This is a genomic window from Bauldia sp. (assembly GCF_020442045.1).
GTDB lineage: Bacteria > Pseudomonadota > Alphaproteobacteria > Rhizobiales > Kaistiaceae > Bauldia.
This window is the reverse complement of sequence record NZ_JAGRLA010000165.1, coordinates 1-20,433: the sequence shown is the minus strand read 5'-3', so window position 1 is coordinate 20,433 and position 20,433 is coordinate 1. Positions and strand designations below refer to the sequence as shown.

20 protein-coding genes are annotated in these 20,433 nt (G+C 63.8%); 5 read left to right on the top strand and 15 right to left on the bottom strand.

The window, feature by feature from the left end; all coding sequences use genetic code 11:
• Nucleotides 1-55: 55 nt before the first annotated feature.
• Complete coding sequence (locus KDJ86_RS18465; protein WP_291749243.1) at nt 56-952, bottom strand: LysR family transcriptional regulator; 897 nt, start codon at nt 950-952, stop codon at nt 56-58.
• A gap of 97 nt (nt 953-1,049) precedes the next feature.
• Between KDJ86_RS18465 and KDJ86_RS18460 the strand changes: the two genes are divergently transcribed.
• Nucleotides 1,050-2,549, top strand: a complete 1,500-nt coding sequence (locus KDJ86_RS18460; RefSeq protein WP_291749240.1) for a CoA-acylating methylmalonate-semialdehyde dehydrogenase — start codon at nt 1,050-1,052, stop codon at nt 2,547-2,549.
• A gap of 289 nt (nt 2,550-2,838) precedes the next feature.
• Here the strand turns inward: KDJ86_RS18460 and iolB are convergent, their stop codons facing one another.
• The 12 genes from iolB to KDJ86_RS18400 form a co-directional block, all read right to left on the bottom strand.
• Nucleotides 2,839-3,645, bottom strand: coding sequence for a 5-deoxy-glucuronate isomerase (gene iolB / locus KDJ86_RS18455; protein WP_291749237.1), 807 nt, complete (start codon nt 3,643-3,645; stop codon nt 2,839-2,841).
• A 29-nt stretch (nt 3,646-3,674) separates the two neighbouring features.
• Entirely contained in the window at nt 3,675-5,510 is a 1,836-nt protein-coding gene (gene iolD / locus KDJ86_RS18450; RefSeq protein ID WP_291749260.1) for a 3D-(3,5/4)-trihydroxycyclohexane-1,2-dione acylhydrolase (decyclizing), read from the bottom strand.
• Nucleotides 5,507-7,420, bottom strand: coding sequence for a bifunctional 5-dehydro-2-deoxygluconokinase/5-dehydro-2-deoxyphosphogluconate aldolase (locus KDJ86_RS18445; RefSeq protein ID WP_291749234.1), 1,914 nt, complete (start codon nt 7,418-7,420; stop codon nt 5,507-5,509). Before KDJ86_RS18445 ends, iolD begins: the two co-directional genes overlap by 4 nt.
• A 10-nt stretch (nt 7,421-7,430) precedes the next feature.
• Entirely contained in the window at nt 7,431-7,580 is a 150-nt protein-coding gene (locus tag KDJ86_RS18440; protein WP_291749232.1) for a hypothetical protein, read from the bottom strand.
• An 18-nt stretch (nt 7,581-7,598) separates the two neighbouring features.
• A complete protein-coding gene (locus tag KDJ86_RS18435) occupies nt 7,599-8,540 on the bottom strand; it encodes a sugar phosphate isomerase/epimerase family protein (RefSeq protein WP_291749229.1) in 942 nt (313 codons plus the stop codon).
• Nucleotides 8,541-8,561: 21 nt separating this feature from the next.
• Entirely contained in the window at nt 8,562-9,734 is a 1,173-nt protein-coding gene (locus KDJ86_RS18430) for a Gfo/Idh/MocA family protein (RefSeq protein WP_291749226.1), read from the bottom strand.
• Between the two features lie 29 nt (nt 9,735-9,763).
• Nucleotides 9,764-10,789, bottom strand: coding sequence for a Gfo/Idh/MocA family oxidoreductase (locus KDJ86_RS18425; protein WP_291749224.1), 1,026 nt, complete (start codon nt 10,787-10,789; stop codon nt 9,764-9,766).
• Entirely contained in the window at nt 10,786-11,691 is a 906-nt protein-coding gene (locus tag KDJ86_RS18420) for a sugar phosphate isomerase/epimerase family protein (protein WP_291749221.1), read from the bottom strand. Before KDJ86_RS18420 ends, KDJ86_RS18425 begins: the two co-directional genes overlap by 4 nt.
• Before the next feature lie 80 nt (nt 11,692-11,771).
• Complete coding sequence (locus KDJ86_RS18415; protein ID WP_291749218.1) at nt 11,772-12,596, bottom strand: ATP-binding cassette domain-containing protein; 825 nt, start codon at nt 12,594-12,596, stop codon at nt 11,772-11,774.
• Nucleotides 12,597-12,605: 9 nt separating this feature from the next.
• Nucleotides 12,606-13,604 carry an ABC transporter permease gene (locus KDJ86_RS18410; RefSeq protein WP_291749215.1) on the bottom strand — a complete coding sequence of 333 codons (999 nt, stop codon included), beginning with the start codon at nt 13,602-13,604 and terminating at the stop codon, nt 12,606-12,608.
• Nucleotides 13,605-13,614: 10 nt separating this feature from the next.
• Nucleotides 13,615-14,571 carry an ABC transporter permease gene (locus tag KDJ86_RS18405; protein WP_291749212.1) on the bottom strand — a complete coding sequence of 319 codons (957 nt, stop codon included), beginning with the start codon at nt 14,569-14,571 and terminating at the stop codon, nt 13,615-13,617.
• Between the two features lie 168 nt (nt 14,572-14,739).
• Nucleotides 14,740-15,711, bottom strand: a complete 972-nt coding sequence (locus KDJ86_RS18400; protein ID WP_521085317.1) for a substrate-binding domain-containing protein — start codon at nt 15,709-15,711, stop codon at nt 14,740-14,742.
• Between the two features lie 166 nt (nt 15,712-15,877).
• On the opposite strand from KDJ86_RS18400, the gene KDJ86_RS18395 reads away from it, so the two are divergent.
• From KDJ86_RS18395 to KDJ86_RS18385, 3 genes are all read left to right on the top strand, one after another.
• Nucleotides 15,878-16,912: a LacI family DNA-binding transcriptional regulator gene (locus KDJ86_RS18395; protein ID WP_291749207.1), complete on the top strand. Its 1,035-nt coding sequence runs from the start codon at nt 15,878-15,880 to the stop codon at nt 16,910-16,912.
• 449 nt (nt 16,913-17,361) lie between these two features.
• Nucleotides 17,362-17,778 carry a hypothetical protein gene (locus tag KDJ86_RS18390; protein ID WP_291749204.1) on the top strand — a complete coding sequence of 139 codons (417 nt, stop codon included), beginning with the start codon at nt 17,362-17,364 and terminating at the stop codon, nt 17,776-17,778.
• Entirely contained in the window at nt 17,775-19,097 is a 1,323-nt protein-coding gene (locus KDJ86_RS18385; RefSeq protein ID WP_291749201.1) for a relaxase/mobilization nuclease domain-containing protein, read from the top strand. Before KDJ86_RS18390 ends, KDJ86_RS18385 begins: the two co-directional genes overlap by 4 nt.
• A 19-nt stretch (nt 19,098-19,116) precedes the next feature.
• Here KDJ86_RS18385 and KDJ86_RS18380 read toward each other — a convergent pair whose 3' ends face one another.
• On the bottom strand, nt 19,117-19,347 hold the full coding sequence (locus tag KDJ86_RS18380) for a hypothetical protein (RefSeq protein WP_291749198.1): 231 nt from the start codon (nt 19,345-19,347) through the stop codon (nt 19,117-19,119).
• Between the two features lie 550 nt (nt 19,348-19,897).
• Between KDJ86_RS18380 and KDJ86_RS18375 the strand changes: the two genes are divergently transcribed.
• The gene (locus KDJ86_RS18375) at nt 19,898-20,077 is read left to right on the top strand and encodes a hypothetical protein (RefSeq protein WP_291749196.1); all 180 of its coding nucleotides are present in this window, start codon (nt 19,898-19,900) and stop codon (nt 20,075-20,077) included.
• 46 nt (nt 20,078-20,123) lie between these two features.
• Here KDJ86_RS18375 and KDJ86_RS18370 read toward each other — a convergent pair whose 3' ends face one another.
• Nucleotides 20,124-20,384 (bottom strand): hypothetical protein, encoded by a 261-nt coding sequence (locus KDJ86_RS18370; protein ID WP_291749194.1) that lies wholly within the window; start codon nt 20,382-20,384, stop codon nt 20,124-20,126.
• Nucleotides 20,385-20,433 lie beyond the last annotated feature (49 nt).

The window sequence follows — 20,433 nt, the reverse complement described above, 5'->3', positions numbered from 1 at the left end:
CGATGGCGTCGCGAGGCCAGGGCCGGCCGGAAGCAATGCCCTTCTTGCCGAGCTGTTATCGCGGCCTCGCCGGCAGGAAGGCGGCCCGTGCCTCCCGGACAATATCGTCGAGGAAGGACGCCACTGCCGCCACGCGTCGGGCGGCCCGCATGTTTTCGTGCCAAACAGTCCAGTAAGTGCGTTGCGCGACGAGTTCCGGAAAGAGGCGAACCAGACCCGGCTGGCCGAAGGCCATGAAATCGTGAAGGGCTCCAATGCCGCCACCGGCCTTGACCACCTCCAATTGGCCCATCGCCGTCGTGACCTCGAAGGCGGATCGCCAGTCGCGCAGGAACTCATTCGCGTATTGGAGCTCGGCCGAGTAGACCAGGTCATCGACATATCCCACCTTCGCATGCATCGCGAGGTCGTCCGGCGTATCCGGGCGGCCGACGCGGGCGAGGTAATCTTCGCTGGCATAGAGGCCGATCGTATAGTCCGTCAGGCGACGGACCCGGAGCCGCCCCCGGTCCGGACGGCCGACCATCACCGCGAGATCCGCCTCCCGCTGGGAGAGGGAGAAGCTGCGGGTGATCGGCACCAGCTGGATATGCAGCTCGGGATAGGTGTCCCGCAGCCTGCCGAGGCGCGGCGCCAGGAAGGCGCTCCCGAACCCGTCCGGTGCGCCGATCCGGATCGTGCCGGCATAGACGTTCTCCGAGCCCTGCAGGCGGGAGGCGGCGCCGAGGATTTCCTCTTCCATCCGCTCGGCCGCACCGAATACCTCCTGTCCCGCCCCGGTGAGGGTGCAGCCCCGGGTCGTGCGGTCCATGAGCCGCGTGCCGACCGATGCCTCGAGGGCCGCGACCCGGCGGCTGAGGAGGGCCTGACTGACGCCGAGGCGGCGCGAAGCCCCGAGCATCTGCCCTTCACGCGCGACGGCCAGGAAATAGCGGGCATCGTCCCAGTTCATTCATACATTCTTGCATAACGGTTAGGCATCTCGGAGTATTTATATGCATTTTCGTCTGTGGCAAGGCTCCCTCTGACAAACCCGAGGGAGGCTCCCGATGAGCGACATCGCACATTTCATCGACAACCAGCGCGTGGCGGGATCGTCCGGCCGCAGCCAGCCGGTCTTCAACCCTGCGACCGGCCAGCAGTCCGGCACCGTGGCGCTTGCCAGCCGGGACGAAGTGGGCAAGGCCGTCGCCTCCGCCCATGCGGCCTGGCGGGCCTGGGCCAGGACGCCGGCTCTTCGGCGCGCCCGTATCCTCGACCGGTTCAAGACGATCCTCTGGCAGCGCGCGGATGAGCTGGCGGAGGCGATCTCGAACGAGCACGGCAAGACCCACGACGACGCCAAGGGCGAGGTGACCCGCGGCCTCGAAGTGGTCGAATTCGCCGTCGGCGCGCCGCATCTCCTGAAGGGAGAGATCACCGAGAATGTCGGCACCGCGGTCGACAGCCATTCCCTGCGACAGCCGCTCGGCGTCGTGGCTGGAATTACCCCGTTCAATTTCCCGGCCATGGTGCCGATGTGGATGTTTCCCGTCGCGCTGGCCTGCGGCAACTGCTTCATCCTGAAGCCGTCGGAGCGCGATCCCTCCGCCTCGCTGCTCATCGCCGAGTGGCTGGCCGAGGCGGGGCTGCCCGCCGGCGTTTTCAATGTCATCCAGGGCGACAAGGAAGCGGTCGACGCGTTGCTTGCGCACCCCGACGTCAAGGCGGTGAGCTTCGTCGGATCGACCCCGATCGCCAGGTACATCTACGAGACCGGGACAAGCAACGGAAAGCGCGTGCAGGCGCTCGGCGGGGCCAAGAATCACATGGTGATTCTGCCCGACGCCGATCTCGACATGGCAGCCAACGCACTGATGGGCGCGGCCTACGGCTCGGCGGGCGAGCGCTGCATGGCCATCTCGGTCGCCGTCCCGGTGACCGACAGGATCGCCGATGCCCTGATCGAGAAGCTGGTCCCGAAGATCGAAGCGCTCAAGGTCGGGCCGGCCTCCGACCGCTCGTCCGACATGGGGCCGGTCGTTACCGAGGCCGCGAAGGAAAGGATTCTCGGCTATATCGACAGGGGCGAGGCGGATGGAGCGAAGATCGTCGTCGACGGACGGACCTACCGGGCCCCGCAGGGCTACGAGGACGGCTACTTCGTCGGACCGACGCTGATCGACAACGTCACTCCGGAGATGACGATCTGGAAGGACGAGATTTTCGGACCGGTTCTCTCGGTCGTTCGTCGCAAGGACTACGCCTCCGCGGTCGAACTCATCGATCGGCACGACTATGCCAACGGGGTCGCGATCTTCACCCGCGATGGCGACGCGGCGCGAACATTCGCGCACGACATCGAGGTCGGCATGGTCGGCGTCAATGTCCCGATCCCGGTGCCGATGGCCTTCCACTCCTTCGGCGGCTGGAAGCAGTCGCTGTTCGGCGACCATCACATGCACGGGCCCGAAGGCGTGCGCTTCTACACCCGCCTCAAGACCATCACCACGCGATGGCCATCCGGAGTGCGGACCGATCCGGAATTCGTCATGCCGACGATGGGGTAGGCGATCCCTCGTCGACCGGAGCCCCGACTTCGGGGGCCTTGCAGGCACGAAACCGCCGGGGCGAGCGCGCCTCGGCCGCGGCGGGACATGTGCTCAAACCGATGAGACGAAGCCTCCGTTCGCGCGCGGGGCCGGCCCGCCTCGGCTGGCTTGAGGCCGTCGAAGGCAGGCCGGCCCGGATCGAGCCTCCACACCCAAGCCGGCGAACCGGACCGCGCGATCGAGGAAATCGGGAAAAGGCAGGTTCGGTGCCGTGCGTTGGTTCGGCGGCGAAGGAATATCCTATCGGTCAGGCATCACGCGTCATGATCCACTCGACCTCGGGCGCCGGTACGAAACGCCATTTCCTGAGGGGGCCGGCCATGACGTTGAGGTAGTACATCTCGAAACCATAGGGCGCGCCGCAGGGGTGATGGCCGCGTGGGACGAGGACGACGTCGCCGTCGGCGACCGCCATGGTCTCGTCGAGCTGCCGGTCGTCTGTGTAGACGCGCTGGATGCCAAAGCCCGAAGACGGGTTCAGGCGGTGGTAGTAGGTTTCCTCGAGATAGGTGATGCGCGGGAAGTCGTCCTCGTCGTGCCGATGGCTCGGATAGGACGACCAGTGACCTGCGGGCGTAAACACCTCGGTCACGAGCAGGCTGTCGCAGAAATCCTCGTTTTCCATCGCGATGTTATTGATGTAGCGGGTATTCGCGCCCTTTCCCCGCTCCAAGAGCGTAATCCCGTCCGGACCAATCCTGCGGGCTTCGTGCCCTCCGCGTCCCGGGGCTGAACAGACGGCGATGGTGCAGTCCGTGACGGCTTCGGCATTCCAGCCGGTTCCGTTCGGCAGATACAGGCAATGCGGCGGCGTCTTCTCGAAGAGGTTCATCCGCTCGCCGAGCACGCCCCATTCCCGGCCGGCACCAGCGATGCGCGCCAAGCCTTCGATCATCACCAAGATCGATTCGTCTCCACCGGTGACCTCGGCGGCTGTCTCGCCCTTGCGCAGCCGGTGGAGAGAGAATCCGACATAGCGCCAGCCAGCCGATTGCGGGGTAATCTGGTGAACCTTGCCGTGGTCGCCGAAAGGCTTTCTCAACAGTCCGGCCATGCAGCTTCTCCAGCGCGCATCGATTGGTGTCAGTTGAACGTCCGCTGCAGAGCTGCGTTGGCGTTGTAGCGTCCGCGCGCTTCCTCCAGTCGCTCGGGACCACCCGCCTGAGGCACGGCTACATCCCACCAGTGGCCACCCACGCCGGTGCCAGGCGCCGCGTCCGTGTCGATCACGATGACGGTGGGAATATTCCTGCCTCGCGCCGCGACGATTTCGGCTTCGAGAGCGGCGATGTCGCCTGCCTTCACGGCCACGGCACCCATTGACCTGGCATGGGACACGAAGTCGATCTCGGGCTGCGTTTCGACGCGGGCATCCCTGTAGAGATTATTGAATTCGGCGCCGCCGCATTCGATCTGCAGCCGGTTGATGCAGCCATAGCCGCGGTTGTCCGTCAGAACGACGGTAAACGGAACGCGTCTCATGACCGCTGTCGCGAGCTCCGAATTCGCCATCATGTAGGAACCGTCCCCGACGAAGCAGATGACCTCCTTCGCGGGCGAGGCGAGCTTGATACCCATGGCGCCGGCAAGTTCGTAGCCCATACAGGAATTGCCATATTCCATGTGATACCCGCCCCTGCTCGCCTGCCAGAGGACCTGAAGCGCGCCCGGCATCGTTCCCGCTGCGCACATGGCGACGGTATCGTCGCGGGCGACACGCTGGACTGCTCCGATCACCTGGGCATCCGTCGGCAGCGCATTGGTATTCGGTTCGGGAGCGGCTGTGACCCTCGCCACCTCCGCGAGCCAATCCGACCGGGCCGAGGGATCGCAGGCGTCGAACCGCAGATCGCCGAGCGCCTCGGAAAGGCGGTCAAGGGCCACCCTGGCGTCGGCCACCAGCGGTACTGCGAGGTGCTTCTGTGCGTCGTAGGGATGCAGATTGATCGAGATGATCCGACGGCTGGCATTCTCGAACAGGGTCCACGACCCGGTAGTGAAATCCTGGAACCGCGTGCCAACGCCGATTACCAGATCCGCCTCCCTGCAGAGATCGTTCGCGCAGCCGGATCCGGTCACCCCTGGTGACCCGAAATTAAGTGGATGGGTTGCGGCCAAGCCACCCTTTCCTGCCTGGGTCTCGACCAAGGGGATATTGTGCCGCTCGGCGAATCCGGCGAGCTGGTCCTCGGCCCGCGCATAGAGCACGCCGCCGCCCGCGACGATGACCGGCCTTGACGACTGCGCGATCATCGCGGCGACGTCCGAGACCTCCCGGGCATCGGGCTCGGGCCGGCGAATCCGCCAAGTCTTCGGCACAAAGAAGTCGGCGGGATAGTCGTACATCTCGGCCTGAACGTCCTGGCAGAAGGCAATAACGGCAGGACCCGCGTTCTGCGGATCGGTCATCATCCCCATCGCGCGCGGAAGAGCGGTCAGAAGGTGCTCGGGACGACTGATGCGATCGAAGTAGCGAGCGACGGGGCGGAAACAGTCGTTGGCCGAGACAGTCCCGTCGTCGAAAGCCTCAATCTGCTGCAGCACCGGGTCCGGGCGCCGATTCGCGAACACGTCGCCCGCGATCAGCAGAACCGGCAGGCGATTGACGTGCGCGACCGCCGCCGCGGTGACCATGTTGGTCGCGCCTGGGCCGATCGACGATGTCACCGCCATCGCCCGTCTCCGCCGCATCGTCTTGGCATAGGCGATTGCCGCATGAGCCATGGTTTGCTCATTCTGTCCGCGCCATGTCGGCAATGCATCGCCAATTCCGTGGAGAGCCTCGCCAATGCCGGCGACGTTTCCGTGTCCGAAGATGGCCCAGACGCCTTCGATGAATCGTTCGCCATCGTCCGTCATCTGGACGCTCAGCCACTTCACCATGGCCTGCGCCGCGGTCAGGTTGATCGTTTGAGTCATGCAACTTCCTCCCGCGCGCACGCGCGCGCCTCGTCCCAAACGCGGCACAGCCGCGTGAATTTCCTCTCCATCGCCGCCACGGCTTCGTCGTCGGAAATTCGGCCTGCCATCCATTCGCGGGCGGCTTCCGCGAAGATCGTGCGCCCCACCGCGAAACCCTTGACCAGCGGCTCCCTCGCGGCGAGGGAGAAGCTCGCGGCGAGTTCCTCTTCGGGCGCGTCCAGCCCCAGCACGACAATGCCCCGGGTCCTGTGGTCGTTGCGTTCGATCGCCTCGACAACGTTGGCCCAGGCAAGCGTTGTCCTGAACGGCTCCAGCTTCCACCAGTCCGGATAGACACCAAGATCGTAGAAGCGCTGGATCACCCGCGCCGTGGTTGTGTCGTCGATCGGGCCGACCTTGGAAGGGATGACCTCCAAAAGGAACTCAAGCTTGTTGCGCCGGCAGGCGTGGAAGAGCCGGAAGATGACATCTTCCTGCGCAGCCCACATTTCCTGCTCGTCGTCGGGGTGGCAGAAGCACAGGCACTTCACCACCTGATCGCGGGGCCATTCCCGTAGCCCCCCGTAGTCGGGGCCAATCTCCGGTTCCAGTGTCAACGGGCGAGACCCCGGCATCTCGACCGGCCGGCCGATCCATAGTCCAGTGCCTTCCGCCGCGCTGAGCGCGTCTCGTCCGAGCCTTTCGTCGCAGAGGATGCCATGGCCGCCGCGGCGACCTTGGACGCGCAGCGCCGCTTCGAGGCAGAGCCTCTTGAAATGTCCGATCTTTTCCGGACCGGCGCCGGGTATCGCCTCCATCTGGCTTCGATGATCGAAGGCAAAGACCCGCATCGTCGACCAGTCGCCGTGTCGATTTGTTGCCCAGTGCACTTGCTCCAGCTCGACATCATTGCGGATGTCCGGCCGGACGATCCCCCGCTCGAAAAAGAACGTCAGCTCCTCCCAACTCGGATAGGCAGGCGTACAGCCGTGCCGGCTGACAGCCAAGGCGCCGCAGGCATTGGCGTATTTGAGGGTCGTCGGCCAGTCCTCGCCGTCGAGCCAGCCCTTCAGAAGGCCCGACATGAAGCCGTCGCCGGCGCCAAGCACGTTGAATACGTCGACCGGGAAGCCGGGCCCCGACTGGCCGTCTTCGAGGCGAGCGGGAATCTCGCCGGTAATCGCCACCGCGCCCATTGGGCCGAGCTTGCAGATCAGCGCTGCATCCGAGGCGGCACGGACGGAGGCGAGGGCCTTGAGCGTGTCGGTGGAGCCGCCGGCAATGTGAAATTCCTCTTCGGTTCCGACAATCAGGTCGAAGAGGTGAAGGTGCGATTGAAGCTTTGCGGTAACGGCCTCGCTTTCGACGAAGCGGCTCTCGCCGTCCCCGTGGCCGGCAACGCCCCAGAGGTTCGGTCGATAGTCAATGTCGAGAGCCGTCCGGCTCCCGTGCTTCCGAGCAAGTTCCAGAGCCTTGACCACCGCCTCCTCGGTGCGAGGGTGGCTCAGATGCGTGCCGGTTGCGACGACCGCGCGTCCGGAAGCGATGAGGGACTCGTCGATGTCCTCCCTGCTGAGCGCCATGTCGGCACAGTTTTCCCGGTAGAAGATCAGTGGGAATTGTCGCTGGTCGCGAATGCCGAGCAGCACCAGCGCGGTGAGCCGGTCGGGGTCGGTCTTCACGCCGCGCACGTCCACTCCGTGCCGCCGCAACTCCTCGCGGATGAAGCGGCCCATGTGTTCGTCTCCGACGCGGGTGATCAGAGCCGACTTCATCCCCAGCCGCGCCGTCCCGCATGCCATATTGGTCGGCGAGCCGCCGATATACTTATCGAACGAGCCCATGTCCTCCAGCCGGCCACCGACCTGGGAACCATACAGGTCCACGCCAGCACGGCCGATCGTGATAACGTCGAGTTCCTTTTCCAAGGTGATGCCCTCAGGGTTCAATCTCGTTCAGAAGGCGCGCGGCCTGCCGCCGCACCGCCCCGTCCAGGATGCATTCGAATGGCGGCAGATGCGGGCTGCGGACGGCGTCCATTCCCCGGCAGCCGGGTGGTGCGCAGGCGATCGTGATGGTCTGTTGCATCTCAGGATCGCTTGACACCTAGCGAATGATGGCGGCCTGCAGGGCGTCGATCGAAGAGCGGATGCCTGCCTCGGTGGACATGGTGAAATCCTCCATCTCCAGCGAGACCCATCCGTCATAGCCCATCATGCCGACCACCGAGAAAAACTCCTTCCACCACTGGAGGTCATGACCCGCCCCGACCGCAACGTAGTTCCACGTGCGGTTTGCCACGTCGGTCACGTCGCGGAGTTCCAGCAAGCCATCGACGTCCGCGCGCACGCGTTCGATGCGAGTATCCTTGCCGTGGCAATGGTGGATCGCATCACCGAGTGCCCGCGCCGAAGCGATGGGGTCGGCGCCCATCCACATCAGGTGGCTCGGATCGAGGTTCATCCCGACTTTGGAACCGACCTCATTTCTGAGGCGGAACAGGGTTTCCGGATTCCAGACGAGCATTGCGGAGAAATTCTCGAGCGCGTATTTCTCGACGCCCACCTCGTCCGCGAGCTTTACAAGGTCGTGCCACAGAGGAAACGCGCGGTCTTCCCATTGATAGCGGTCACGCTCGGGCATTTCGTCCGGCCAGGACTTTGTGTACACGAGCCAGTTGGGGACCATGTCGCCGGGAGCGGCTTCGGGCAGGCCCGACATGGTGACGATCTTGGCAACGCCGATCTCGCCCGCAAGGCGGATCGTGTCTCTCATTTCCTTGAGGTGCCGCTTGCCCATCTCGCCGGGATCGAGCGGGTTGGCGGAGCAGTTCAGGGCCGCGATCCGTAGTCCTCTCGCTTCGATCTCCTTCAATTTCCGCTTCAGCAGATTCCTGTCGGCGAGTAGCTCGTCGGCCCTGAAATGCGGACCGCGTGACCAGCCGCCACCGGTCATTTCGACTCCCTCGACGCCCAGCGCGACACACTTGTCGAGCATGTCGGTGAACGGCAGGTCGCCCATCACGTCGGTGCAAATGGAAAGCTTCATCTTAGTCGCTCCACAAAGGGGCTATCCGTAGGTGACCCAGGCGGCGCCGGCGTCCGCCGACCGCACGCAGTTCTCGAGCCAGCGCACGCCTTCGGTTCCGGCGGCGATGCCAGGGTAGTGATGGGTTTTCAGGAATTCCTCTTCGCCGCGCTTCTTCGCGTCGATGGCCTCAGCGATCCAAAGGTAGATGTTCGCCCAGCTGTCACCGAGCCCTTCGGTATGAAGGGCGCCCATCCGATCGACATCCAGGCTTTCCTGCTCGAGGTAAGGCATCCCGTGGCACAAGATGCGGGAAGGCTCGCCCTGCACCTCGTAGATGAGTTGGTCGGGGTGAGCGTCCGACCACGAAAGCGATGCCCTGCTGCCGGTGAAGCGGTAGCGCTGCGACCCCATATTTCCGGCGTCCACCGACGACACCCAAAGGCGTCCGCGCGCGCCATTGTCGTAGTGCATCAGAACGGTGGCGTGGTCCTCCAGCGGTTCGCGGGAGGGAATGAACGCCTTGCGGTCGCAGAGCAGGCGCTCGATCTTGAGATGCGGCAGCACCACTTCGGACAGGTAGAAGAGATGCGTGCCGATGTCGCCGAGCACGAAGGTCGGTCCCGCGGTCCGGGGATTGGTCCGCCACCTGACCGCCTCGGGCGCTCCCACATCGTCGCCGGCGTTGAAGCCGTGCGTATAGGCCATGTCGACGAGGCGGATATCGCCGAGCATCCCCTTCTTCACCATCGCCGCCATCTGACGGACGAGGGGATGGCCGGTGAAGCCGTAGGTAACGCCGACGATCAGGTCCTTCCGCCTGGCCAGGGCCGCAATCTCCTCGCACTCGGCAACGGTGAAGAAGAGCGGCTTCTCACAGATCACGTGGAGCCCGGCCTCGAGGCTCGCCGTGGCGATCTCATAGTGTGTGAAGTTGGGCGTCGCGATCGAGACGACCTCGATGCCGTCGACACGATCGGCCTCACCGGCGATGAGATCCTGATAGCTGGCGTAGCAGCGGTCGGGAGCGACGCCTATGCGTTCGCCGAAATCGCGGCCGCGGGCGGCATCGAGGTCGAAGGCGCCGGCGAGCAGCCGGTAGGTGCCATCGCGCAATGCGCCTGTGCGGTGCTTGTAGCCGACCTGCCCGGTGCGGCCACCGCCGACCATGCCCCAGCGCAGGGGGCTGGCGATCTTTCGTTCTCCATTGATCATGAATGACCGGTCCTTGAGATATCTCCGCCCTATTCGGCGGCGAGCGCTTGCGGAGTGTCGTAGAATCCGGGCTTGTCGATCATCTCGATGCGCTCGTAGCCGCCGCTTGCGACCGCACGAAGCGCCGCATCGGCGGTGAGAGTCGCGGCATACCCGTCCCAGGCGGTCGGTCCGGTCGCGGTTCCCGCCGAGGCCGCCGCGATCCACTCGCGGAATTCCTGGTCGTAGGCTTCGATGAAGCGTTCGCGCCAATCGGCTGGTATCGACTGCCTGACGCCGTTCACGTCGGAAACGACGGTCGCGGGACGGTTCGGCAACGCCGCGACGCCCTGTTCGCAGCTGACTTCGCCACGGATGTCGTAGCCGTAGCCGATGTTGACCGATATCTCGACGTCAACGATCGCACCATGCGCCATATGCAGAAGGACGAAGTGTGGATCGCGCAGATCGGAGCCCTGGCGCGACCGGCGCGGCAGGCGGACCTCGACACCGACGATCTCGTCGGAGAGCAGCCAGCGCGAGATGTCGGCATCGTGTACCAGCGTGTCGTTGAGGGGCATTTCAGATGTGTAGAGACCGGGTGGCACGGAGGCGTTGCGATGGGCCGAGTGGAACATCAGGGGGGCGCCGAGCGAGCCGCCGTCGATCACCGTCTTCAGCCTGCGGTAGTCCGCATCGAAGCGGCGCATGAAGCCAACCTGCACCAGTCGACGCCCGCCAGCGACCTCGGCTTCGATGACGCGCAGCGCGGCGGCCTCCGATGTCACCATCGGCTTCTCGCAGAATGTCGGCTTGCTCGCGGCGATGCATTCGAGCAACTGCTCCTCGTGGGCAGGCCCCCAGGAGCAGATCACAACGGCTTGCACCGCGTCCGAATGGATCAATGACTGGGGAGTATCGAAGACCCTCGCGCCTTCCGGCGCGGCGCCGGCAGCGCGCTTTCGGTCGAGGTCGCTGACACCGACGATCTCGACGCCGGCCAGAACCCGCGTCAGGCGGCGGATATGATCTTGACCGATCATACCCGTGCCGATGACACCGACTTTCAGCGTCATCTTGCCCCCCGGTGCTTGTCGACAAAGCGCTGCATCTCCGAGCGCATGAACCTGCCGGACTCGTCGGCCTTCTCCTCCCATGCGAAAACGCATGAGGTCATGATGCCGTCGAATCCGATCTCGTCGAGGGTTGCGAAGAAATCATCCCAGGGAACTTCACCCTGACCGATATTGAGGTGCTGGTGCACGCGCGCCGTCGAGCCCGGGGGATTGACGATGTAGCGGAGACCCGACGACGCCTTGTGATTGAAGGTGTCCGCGACATGCACATGCGCCAGAACATCGGCGCATTCCCGCAGCATCGCGACCGTGTCGTCGCCGAAATAGAATGTGTGGGGCGTGCAGTAGAGGAACTTGACCCGCGGACTGTTGACCGTGCGAATAAGGTCGACCGACGGCTGAAGTGTTTCGACCCAATCCTCGGGATGGGGCTCGATATGCAGGTTGATGCCTTCCTTCTCGAAGATCGGCACCAGCTCTTCCATGGATCGCCACCACGCGTCCTCGCAAGCCTCGATCATGGAGCCGGTGTGGCAGCAGTAGCAGGTCCCCTTGTCGGGGTGCGGACCACGGCCGAATTCCGAGTTCATCGTGTCGACGCCCATCTCGACGGCGATCTCGATGGCGCGCTTCCAGTGGCGCACGGCCGCGTTGCGCTCGTCCTCGTCGTTCGAGGCCCAGCGATACATGGGCAGCAGGGAGGCGATGCCGACATTTGCGTCAGACAAAGCCTTCTTGAAGCGCTTGATGCGATCAGGGAAGACACGCGGCGCCTTGAACCACTCAAGGAAGTCGGAGCGCGGGCTGAGTTCGATCCATTCATAGCCGAGCTCTGCCACCTTGGACGGCAGCGCCTCGAGAGAGAAATGGCGGTGCATGAACGGGTCGAGGGCGATCTTCATTGCGGTTTTCCCTGGTTTCTTGTTGAACGGCGCACACGCATATGCGCTATCGAACGGGATGGCCCGAGGCTCGTTGGATGTCAGGGCGCGGGCGGCGGTGGGCGTCCTTCGTGCGTGTCCTCATAGGATTCGATCGAGGCTTCGAGATCGGCCATCGTTTCGCCGCCGGCCATGAGGTCCGTGATTTCCTCCCGGGTCTTCTCGCCCCTGCGGAAGTCGGCGGCAATCGCGCCGCGGATGAGCACCGCGAAATGATCGCCGACGGCCATCGCGTGCATGACCTGGTGGGTTATGAAAATCACGGCCAGGCCGCGCCGCTTCGCTTCGTTGATGATGCGCAGGACGTGGGACGCCTGCTTGACACCGAGCGCCGCCGTCGGTTCGTCGAGAATAAGCACGCGGGCACCGAAGTGCACCGCCCGGGCGATCGCGAGGGATTGGCGCTCGCCACCGGAAAGGCCACCGACCAGCCGGTCTCCGTCTTCGATCCGGGTGATGCCGAAATCGCGCACGGCCCTGACCGCGATCTCGTTGGCTTTCGCGCGGTCAAAGATCTTGAACGGACCCCAGCCCCTGGTCGGCTCGACGCCGACGAAGAAGCTGCGACCGATGCTCATCAGCGCGAAGGTGCCGCCGAACTGGTGAACGGTCGAGATGCCCATCTCCTGCGCGTCGCGCGGGCGGTTGAAGCGCACGTCCTTGCCGTCCATCAGGATCTTCCCGGCGGTCGGCTTGAAGACTCCGCACAGCGTCTTGATCAGCGTCGACTTGCCGGCACCATTGTCGCCGAGCAGGCACAGCACTTCGCCGGCGTGGACCTTGAGGTTGATGTCCATCAGCACATCGATCGGCCCGAATGACTTGTCGACATGCTCGAGTTCGAGAATGGGAGTCTGATCAGCCATGTCTGGACCTCACTTCTTTTTCCTCGGCGCGTAGGCGAGCGCCATTTTCCGGAAGGTGTTGTTCATCAGCACGGCCGCGATCAGCATCACCCCGATGATCAGGTTCGACCAGTTTCGGTCGATGTCGGTGAAGTAGATGCCCTGGTTGACGATGGCGAAGGTGATCGCGCCAAAGAAGATGCCGATGATCGAGCCGAAGCCGCCGGTAAGCAGCACGCCGCCCACCACGACCGAGACGATCACATTGAAGATGTAGTTCATGCCGCCGGATACCTGCGCCGAGTTGAAGACGATGGCGCCGCACATGCCGACGAAGGCGGCCGCGGTCGAGGACATCACGAACAACATGATCTTCAGGCGGTTGGTCGGGATGCCGGCGTTGCGGGCGCTTGTCTCGTCGCCGCCGAGGGCGAATACCCAGTTGCCCCAGGGCGATACGTGCAGGAACAGGGCGAAGAGCGCGGTCAGGCCCAGCCACCAGAAGACGATGACCTGGTACTTGTTGGCGATGAGGTGGCCGAAGACCGTCTTGGCCCAGTCTGGCGCGTCGAGCGGCACCGAGGCCGCCCCGGTGAGCAGCATCGAGCCGGAGAGCACCACGCCTTGCACCGCCACCAGCGACCCCAGGGTGATGATCAGCGAGGGCACTGTGGTGTGGGTCGCAAGATAGCCGTTGAACAGGCCCACCGCCACGCCGAAGCCGAGCGCTCCAAGGATGCCGACGACGATCGGCAGTTCGTAATAGCCCGACAGTATGGCGACCGTCATGGACCCCGCCGGGATCATCGAACCGATCGAGATGTCGAGCTCGCCAGCGATCATCAGGAGCCCGACGGGCAGGGCGACGATGCCGAGGTTGGCGGCGAAGTTCAGCCAGCTCGCCGCACCGACGAGATTGCCAACATCGACATGCCCGATGATCACATAGAAGGCGACCACGAGGACGAGGCTGAGCACGGAGCCCATTTCCGGGCGGCGCAGGAGTGATCGGAAAGAAAAGCCGTTCATCTGACCGCCCTCAGTTTTTTCTGCCGCTGGCATAGGACAGGGCAAGCGCCCGGAACCTGTCGTTCGACATGACGGCAAACAGCAGGAGGGCACCGATGATGATGCTGCCGAAGTTGGGGTCCAGGCCCGAGAAGAAGATCCCCTGGTTCACGATCGCGAAGGTCAGCGTGCCGATCACGATGCCGATCACCGATCCGGCGCCGCCGGTCAGCAGGACGCCGCCGATCACCACGCACATGATCGAGTCGAAGATGAAGCCTCTGCCCGCCGCGACCTGTGCGGCGTTGAAGGTCATTACCTGGCTGACGCCGACGAATGCCGCGGCGAAGCCCGACAGCATGTAGAGCTGGATAGTGAGCCGGTTCGTCGGAATACCGGCGTTTCGCGCGCTCTCGCGGTCTCCGCCCAAGGCGAACACGCCGTTGCCCCAAGGCGAGATATGCAACAGGAAGAAGACCACGGCGATGAAGACGGCCCACCACAGGATCGACACCTGGAACATGTTGCCGATGAGCTGTCCGAAGATCGCCTTGGTCAATGGATCGGGGACGAGGAATACCCCGGTGCTGCCGTGGATCAGGACCGTGAGGCCGAGCGTCAGGCCCATGACGCCGAACATCGTGCCGATCGTGATGATGAGGGAAGGGATGCCGGTGCGGGTTACGAGAAGGCCGTTGACATAGCCGACGAGAATGCCGACGGCGAGCCCGGCGAGGATGGCGACGCCGACCGGGGCGCCGAAGTCCCCGGCGACGATGGCGAGCGTCAGCGACGAGGCCGGGACGACGGCGCCGACCGACATGTCGAGCTCACCGGCGATCATCAGAAGACCAACGGCCAGCGCGATTATGCCGACTTCAGACCCGAAGTTCAGGAAGCTGGAGAACCCGGGCGCACCCCGGAAATTCCCGCCGCCCATGATCGCGAAGAACACGTAGACGACGATCAGCCCGATGAATGACCCCATCTCGGGTCGACGGACCAACTGACCGAGCGATAAACCCCGATCCGTCAAACTGCTGCTGGTATCCGACATGGCTGCCCCTTCGACACGCGCCTGCGTGGAGAATCCCTGTCAAAAGATCGGAGACGGCGACGGCCGCCCGAACGCTCGGGCGGCCCTCTTCTTCGATGCTTATCGGGTGCCGGCCTTTGCGCCGGCCAAGGTCGCGTCGATGTTGGACGCGTCGACGACACCCGGACCCGTCAGGATCTCGCGTGTGGGGATGTTCAGCCCGTAGTTGATCCAGCCATTCAGGATCGACACGGCATAGAAGCCCTGCTGATAGCCCTGCTGATCGACCGCGCAGGCTTGGGTGCCGGCCTGGATCTGGGACAGGATCGCTTCGTCGAAGTTGATGCCGCAAAGCTGGACCTGGCCGGCCTTGCCGGCCTGGGCGATGCCCTGGACGATCCCGACCGCGTCGAGGTTCGCGGTCGCGAAGGCCGCATCGATATCCGGGTTCTGCAGCAGGTAGGCACGGATCGCCTGGGCCACGGCCGTCACGTTGCCTTCGGCGGTCGCCGGCAGCGGCAGGACGTCGCCGGTCGCGCCCTTGTTGGCGAGGCCATCGGCGAAGCCGCGGCAATAGTCTTCGATGTTGGCCGCGCCAGGCAGCGAGTTGACGCAGACGCCGCGCTTGGCGCCATGCTCGGCGACATATTCACCGCCGGCGACGCCAGCCTTGTAATCGACCGCACCGACGTAGTTCATCGCGCCGAGACGATCAGCCGCCTCGATGCCGCCGGCGTTGTAGACGATGAACGGAATGCCCGCATCGCGCACCGCGTTGAAGGCCGGGTCCATCGCTTCCGGCACCCAGTCCGGAGCGACGATGCCGTCGGCCCCCTGGTCGATTGCCTGGCGGATGAGCTCGGCCGCGTCGACGCCCAGATTGTCGTAATTCTGCGGCCCGAGCCAGGTGACGGAGCCGCCCTGGGCTTCGACCACGATACCAGCATCCTCGGCGCCTTTCTTGACGATCCCCCAGAACGGGTCGTCCGGCTTGCCACCCACGACGAAGATCTTCGCGCCCTCGGCAGCAGCAGCGTTAGCGGCAAACGCGAACGCTGTGGCGCAAAGGCCTGTCTTGATCCAGTTGTTCATTCCCATGAGATCTCTCCTCCCGCGCCCCGCCCCTTGGCAGGGCCTCTAAGCGGGAGGATCGATATCAAAGACTTGATCATTCTGAAATACATGAATAGCATGATTTGTACTTTTTATTTCATTTAGTATCATTCACTATGAGATAAAACGGGTCGGAGAAATGATAATGCGTCGGCCGACGATTGCCGATCTCGCCGAAGCGGCGGGCGTCTCTGTGTCCACGGTCAACAGGATTCTCGGCGGCACTGCCGGGGTCCGGGGCACGACCATGCAGCGTGTCCAGAACGCGGCGGAGCAGATCGGATTCTACGGCGCCGGTACAATCGAGGATCGCTTGAAGAAGGCCAAGCCGAACTATCGGCTCGGGTTCCTGCTCCAGCAATCAAGCCGGGAGCTCTATCAGCTTTTCGGTAGAAAGATTGTCGAGGCATGCCGCGGTCGCCGTGACGAGGTCGTCGATCCCCTCGTCGATTTCGTGGATATTCTCGCCCCGGAAAACATCGCCGATCGTCTTCTCGCGCTGGGCGAAGAGTGCGACGCGGTATCGGTCATTGCCGCGGATCACCCGGTGATCGGACAGGCAATTCGCTCGCTGAGGGAAAAGGGCACGCCGGTCGTTACATACATCACGGATCAGTCCGCTCCGGAAAGGGCCGCCTATGTCGGTGCAGACAACTGGAAACTGGGGCGAACGGTGGCATGGTTGATCGCTCAGATGACACACGGTCCGGGGCGGGTCGCCGTGTTCATCGGAAACCACCGCTACCAGTGCCAGGATGTCGCCGATGCCAGCATGCGGTCTTATCTTCGCGAACACAGCCCTCGACTCTCGGTCGATGACAGCTGTCCCACCCACGAGGAGGCGGAACGGGCCTTTCAGATGGTGACAAATCTCCTTCAGACCTCGGACGATCTGGTGGGACTCGTGATTCTCGGGGGCGGAATTACCGGTGTCCTGCGGGCGCTCAGGCGATCGTCGGAAAGCCGCCGAAAAGGCGTGCGGCTGATATGTCGGGACATAGGCCCGGAAACGCGGAAAGGGCTTTCCGAGGGACTGATCACGGCGGCTCTCTGCCATCCTCTCGAGGCGACCTCGAACCTCCTCGTGCAGACCATGATCAACGTCGCCGAGGAAGATGCGCCAGGCACCACCTTGCAACGCACGGTTCCCTTCGAAATCGTGACCCCCGAAAGCATCTGAGATGCCTTTCGGCCCTGCCATACTGGTCGCGACCGCATCAGCTCCCGCGCCATCCGCAGGCTGCCGAGAAAGCAGGCTATGACGGCTGAACAACGCAGCAAACCGTCCCTTGGACGTGCCGCGTCCTGAAACGGCGCAAGAGCCGCCGTCTTCCGGCTAGTGGCCAGGCGGCCTCCATGCCCGGCTGGCCGTGAATCCGTGAATGGTCCGCAATTGTCACCATCCAGGGCACGACCGCGGCGAGGGCAAGGCCAGCGATCGGCGCCAGCAACAGGGCAAAGGCAGCGCCCTTGCCGGGCTTCCGCGGCCCTTGTCCGTTGGGTCGATAAGATACTGAAAGGAGTTGGCGCACCTCGAAGGAGAAAGTTCGAACACTCTCTTCGAAGCGCTGGCTGAATGGGAGCGTCATCTCGCACAGCTAGACCCTAGTCAGGGTCTGCGGTGCGGCCATGACGACCCTACGCCATAAATTCCATAAATCGGCGATAGCAAAGGCGCTTAAGTACCCGCCGCCCTTCTCCATCCGCTTCACTTTTGAAGAGAGGGCGCGGCTGGATTCCGAGCGGGGCAACAAGCCCCTGAGCGCATATATTCGCGAACGGCTATTCGGCGACGATGCTGCGCCGCGCAAAAAGCGCGGCAACAGTCCGGTCAAAGACACCGAAGCCCTGGGCCGCGTCCTCGGGGCCTTGGGGCAGTCTCGGTTATCGTCGAACCTGAACCAGCTCGCCAAGGCCGTGAACACCGGCTCCCTGCCGGTTACGCCGGAAACCGAAGCCGATCTAAAAGAAGCCTGCCGCGAGGTCGCTAACCTGCGGGCGGACCTGCTGCGCGCGCTCGGCAAATCGCCGGGGGACGGGCCATGATTCTGAAGGCCAAAGAGCGCGGCGATGGAGGGCAGCTCGCCCGCTACCTGCTGGCTATGCGCGACAACGAGCATGTCGAGCTGCACGACGTGCGCGGCTTTGTCAGTGATGATCTGCGCGGCGCTTTCAGCGAGGCCGATGCCATCGCCTCGGGCACGCGCTGCAAGAACCACCTGTTCTCTATGAGCCTGAACCCGCCGGAAGGCGCGAAGGTGAGCGTCGAGGCGTTTGAACGGGCCATCGGCGAGATAGAAAAGAAGCTCGGCCTGGAAAACCAGCCGCGCGCCATCGTCTTTCACGAAAAGGACGGGCGGCGGCATGCCCATGCGGTCTGGTCGCGAATCGACGCGCAGCGCATGCGCGCGATCAATATGCCCCACTACAAGGCCAAGCTTCGGGATGTGTCCCGCAAGCTCTACCTCGAACATGGCTGGGACATACCGCGCGGCTTGCAGGATCGCAGCCTGCGCGACCCGCTGAATTTCACGCACGTAGAGTGGCAACAGGCCAAACGTGCCGGACTCGATCCTCGCGAGATCAAGGCCGTCTTTCAGCAATGCTGGGAGACATCCGACAACAAGGCGTCGTTCGAACGGGCGCTCAAGGAGCGCGGTTTCTGGCTCGCCAAGGGCGACAAGCGCGGCTTCGTCGCCATCGACTATCGCGGCGAGGTCTATTCGCTCTCGCGCTATGCCGGAGTGAAGACCAAGGACATCGAAGCAAGGCTCGGTGATCGCGAGCGCCTACGTTCGGTCGATGAGACCAAGGCCGAAATCGCGGGCGGGATGAGCCAGAAGCTTGAAGCCTTCATCAAGGACGCCGAACGCGACGCGAAACAACGGCTTGCGGTGATGGCATTCCGCAAGACCGAGCTGGTGGGCCGTCACCAAGACGAGCGCCAGAAGCTCTGGGCGGCTCTCGAACGGCGATGGGAGGCAGAGACGAAGCGGCGGGCGCAGCGGCTGCCGAAAGGCTTTTCGGGCATCTGGCACCGCCTGACGGGCCAATATTCCAAGGTGAAAGCTCAGAACGAGCATGAAGCGCTCGAAGCCTACCGCCGCGACCGTGCGGAGAAAGACGCCCTGATCTTCAAGCAGCTCGAAGAGCGGCAAACGCTACAGCGCGACATCAAAGCGCAGCGCGCTATCGCGCAAGAGGAATTGATGCAGTTGCGCGAAGATGTAGCGAACTACCGGAATCTGGATCGCTACGACCGCTATCATCGGCGCGGACGCGACCGCGACAAGGATGATGATGAGAAGCAGCGCAAGCGGACGCGCGACCAGCGCCCGCGCCGCCGCCGAGGCTTTGAGCCATGATGGAAAAGTGAGGGGGCGCTTATGCGCCGCCCTCGGTTTCAGGATTTGGCGTATCTTCCAGCGGTGCCCGCAGGACGATCCGGCCATTGATCGGGCAAGTCTCAAGCTGGAGCGTGTAGCCCTTGCCGTCCTTGTGCGCCCAAGCCGCACCGACCTTGTTCCAATAGGACTTCTCGCCTTTCTGCGTGACGTGCCAAGCCAGATACTCGGGGGCTTTGGGGGCCTGGGTATTGGTGTTTTCGCGTGCCATGATCTCATCTCCTTTGTTTGGGGTGGCTTGCTAACGCCCTCCCGTCAGGCCGAAGGCAAAGGCTCGGGATTCATGGTCAACACGGCTGGCGCAGCCAGGTGGTGCGGGCAGGCCATTGAAGAACGAGCCGCATTCGGTCAGGGATTTCGGGTGTCCTCATGCAAGCCCGCCCCTACAAGGGAAGTGAGAACGGCACGGGACAGAAAATCCACCGGCTGCCCAAGGCCATCCGCTTCCGATCGGAACTGCCGCACATTGCCAGCTCTTCAAAGGCGATATTCCGCATCTGGGACAGACATCTGCGTGGCGCTTGCGCGCCTTGAGAAGGCAGGCAAACGCGCTTGAACCGCCTCCACCGATCAATCCCGTGATTAATCCCGCTGTGCCTTGAAGATGACCGCCTCGAACCGCGACGGCGTTCCATGCGCATCCCCTATTCGCTTTCAAAAGTCAGCCCGAACCATCAGCGCCTTCATGGGCCGATGATGATGTGTGCGGGGCCGAAAGGCCCTGAGCGGTTCGGGGCCTCCTTGAAACCAAGGAGGATACGATGAAACTTGTCTCACGTTTCGAAGCGGCATCCCGCAGCACCGCAGAATTGCACGGTCTGCTCGGAGAGGCGCAACGCGCGTTCGCCTGCGCCGCTCGCGGATCACAAGAGCGCCGCGATGCGTTGGCGACGATCCGCAATATCGAAGATGAGCTGGCGATACGTCCGCCAGGTCTCTGAACCTGATGCGGCTGGCCCCTCGGCCAGCCGCGAATTTTTCTGCCTGTCAGAACAAGGTCAGTTGCGCCCCGCTCCAGCCGGTGCGCTTGGCCTCGTGGTCGAGCCAAGCGGTGACGAAGGCGACCGCGCCGCCGTGATCCGCCACGGTTCCGGCGGGCATGAAATGCGAGCGGTAGCCGGTTTCGGTGACGGGCAGCGGTGCCCTGCTTCCCGTCAGCAGTTCGATATGATCCACCAGTCCGAATTTGTCGGGCGTGTAGGTGATCTCCACCGCCACGCCGCGCCATGTGATGCTGTGCTTGTCCATTGCCAAACCCTCCGCAGGTGCGGAGCCGCCGCTTACGCGGCGACTCCTT

Bases quoted from the DNA above. Each gene is read 5' to 3' on its own strand.
- KDJ86_RS18465 (WP_291749243.1), bottom strand. From the start codon at position 952: ATGAACTGGGACGATGCCCGCTATTTCCTGGCCGTCGCGCGTGAAGGG.
- KDJ86_RS18460 (WP_291749240.1), top strand. From the start codon at position 1,050: ATGAGCGACATCGCACATTTCATCGACAACCAGCGCGTGGCGGGATCG.
- iolB (WP_291749237.1), bottom strand. From the start codon at position 3,645: ATGGCCGGACTGTTGAGAAAGCCTTTCGGCGACCACGGCAAGGTTCAC.
- iolD (WP_291749260.1), bottom strand. From the start codon at position 5,510: ATGACTCAAACGATCAACCTGACCGCGGCGCAGGCCATGGTGAAGTGG.
- KDJ86_RS18440 (WP_291749232.1), bottom strand. From the start codon at position 7,580: ATGCAACAGACCATCACGATCGCCTGCGCACCACCCGGCTGCCGGGGA.
- KDJ86_RS18435 (WP_291749229.1), bottom strand. From the start codon at position 8,540: ATGAAGCTTTCCATTTGCACCGACGTGATGGGCGACCTGCCGTTCACC.
- KDJ86_RS18430 (WP_291749226.1), bottom strand. From the start codon at position 9,734: ATGATCAATGGAGAACGAAAGATCGCCAGCCCCCTGCGCTGGGGCATG.
- KDJ86_RS18425 (WP_291749224.1), bottom strand. From the start codon at position 10,789: ATGACGCTGAAAGTCGGTGTCATCGGCACGGGTATGATCGGTCAAGAT.
- KDJ86_RS18420 (WP_291749221.1), bottom strand. From the start codon at position 11,691: ATGAAGATCGCCCTCGACCCGTTCATGCACCGCCATTTCTCTCTCGAG.
- KDJ86_RS18415 (WP_291749218.1), bottom strand. From the start codon at position 12,596: ATGGCTGATCAGACTCCCATTCTCGAACTCGAGCATGTCGACAAGTCA.
- KDJ86_RS18410 (WP_291749215.1), bottom strand. From the start codon at position 13,604: ATGAACGGCTTTTCTTTCCGATCACTCCTGCGCCGCCCGGAAATGGGC.
- KDJ86_RS18405 (WP_291749212.1), bottom strand. From the start codon at position 14,571: ATGGGGTCATTCATCGGGCTGATCGTCGTCTACGTGTTCTTCGCGATC.
- KDJ86_RS18400 (WP_521085317.1), bottom strand. From the start codon at position 15,711: ATGAACAACTGGATCAAGACAGGCCTTTGCGCCACAGCGTTCGCGTTT.
- KDJ86_RS18395 (WP_291749207.1), top strand. From the start codon at position 15,878: ATGCGTCGGCCGACGATTGCCGATCTCGCCGAAGCGGCGGGCGTCTCT.
- KDJ86_RS18390 (WP_291749204.1), top strand. From the start codon at position 17,362: ATGACGACCCTACGCCATAAATTCCATAAATCGGCGATAGCAAAGGCG.
- KDJ86_RS18385 (WP_291749201.1), top strand. From the start codon at position 17,775: ATGATTCTGAAGGCCAAAGAGCGCGGCGATGGAGGGCAGCTCGCCCGC.
- KDJ86_RS18380 (WP_291749198.1), bottom strand. From the start codon at position 19,347: ATGGCACGCGAAAACACCAATACCCAGGCCCCCAAAGCCCCCGAGTAT.
- KDJ86_RS18375 (WP_291749196.1), top strand. From the start codon at position 19,898: ATGAAACTTGTCTCACGTTTCGAAGCGGCATCCCGCAGCACCGCAGAA.
- KDJ86_RS18370 (WP_291749194.1), bottom strand. From the start codon at position 20,384: ATGGACAAGCACAGCATCACATGGCGCGGCGTGGCGGTGGAGATCACC.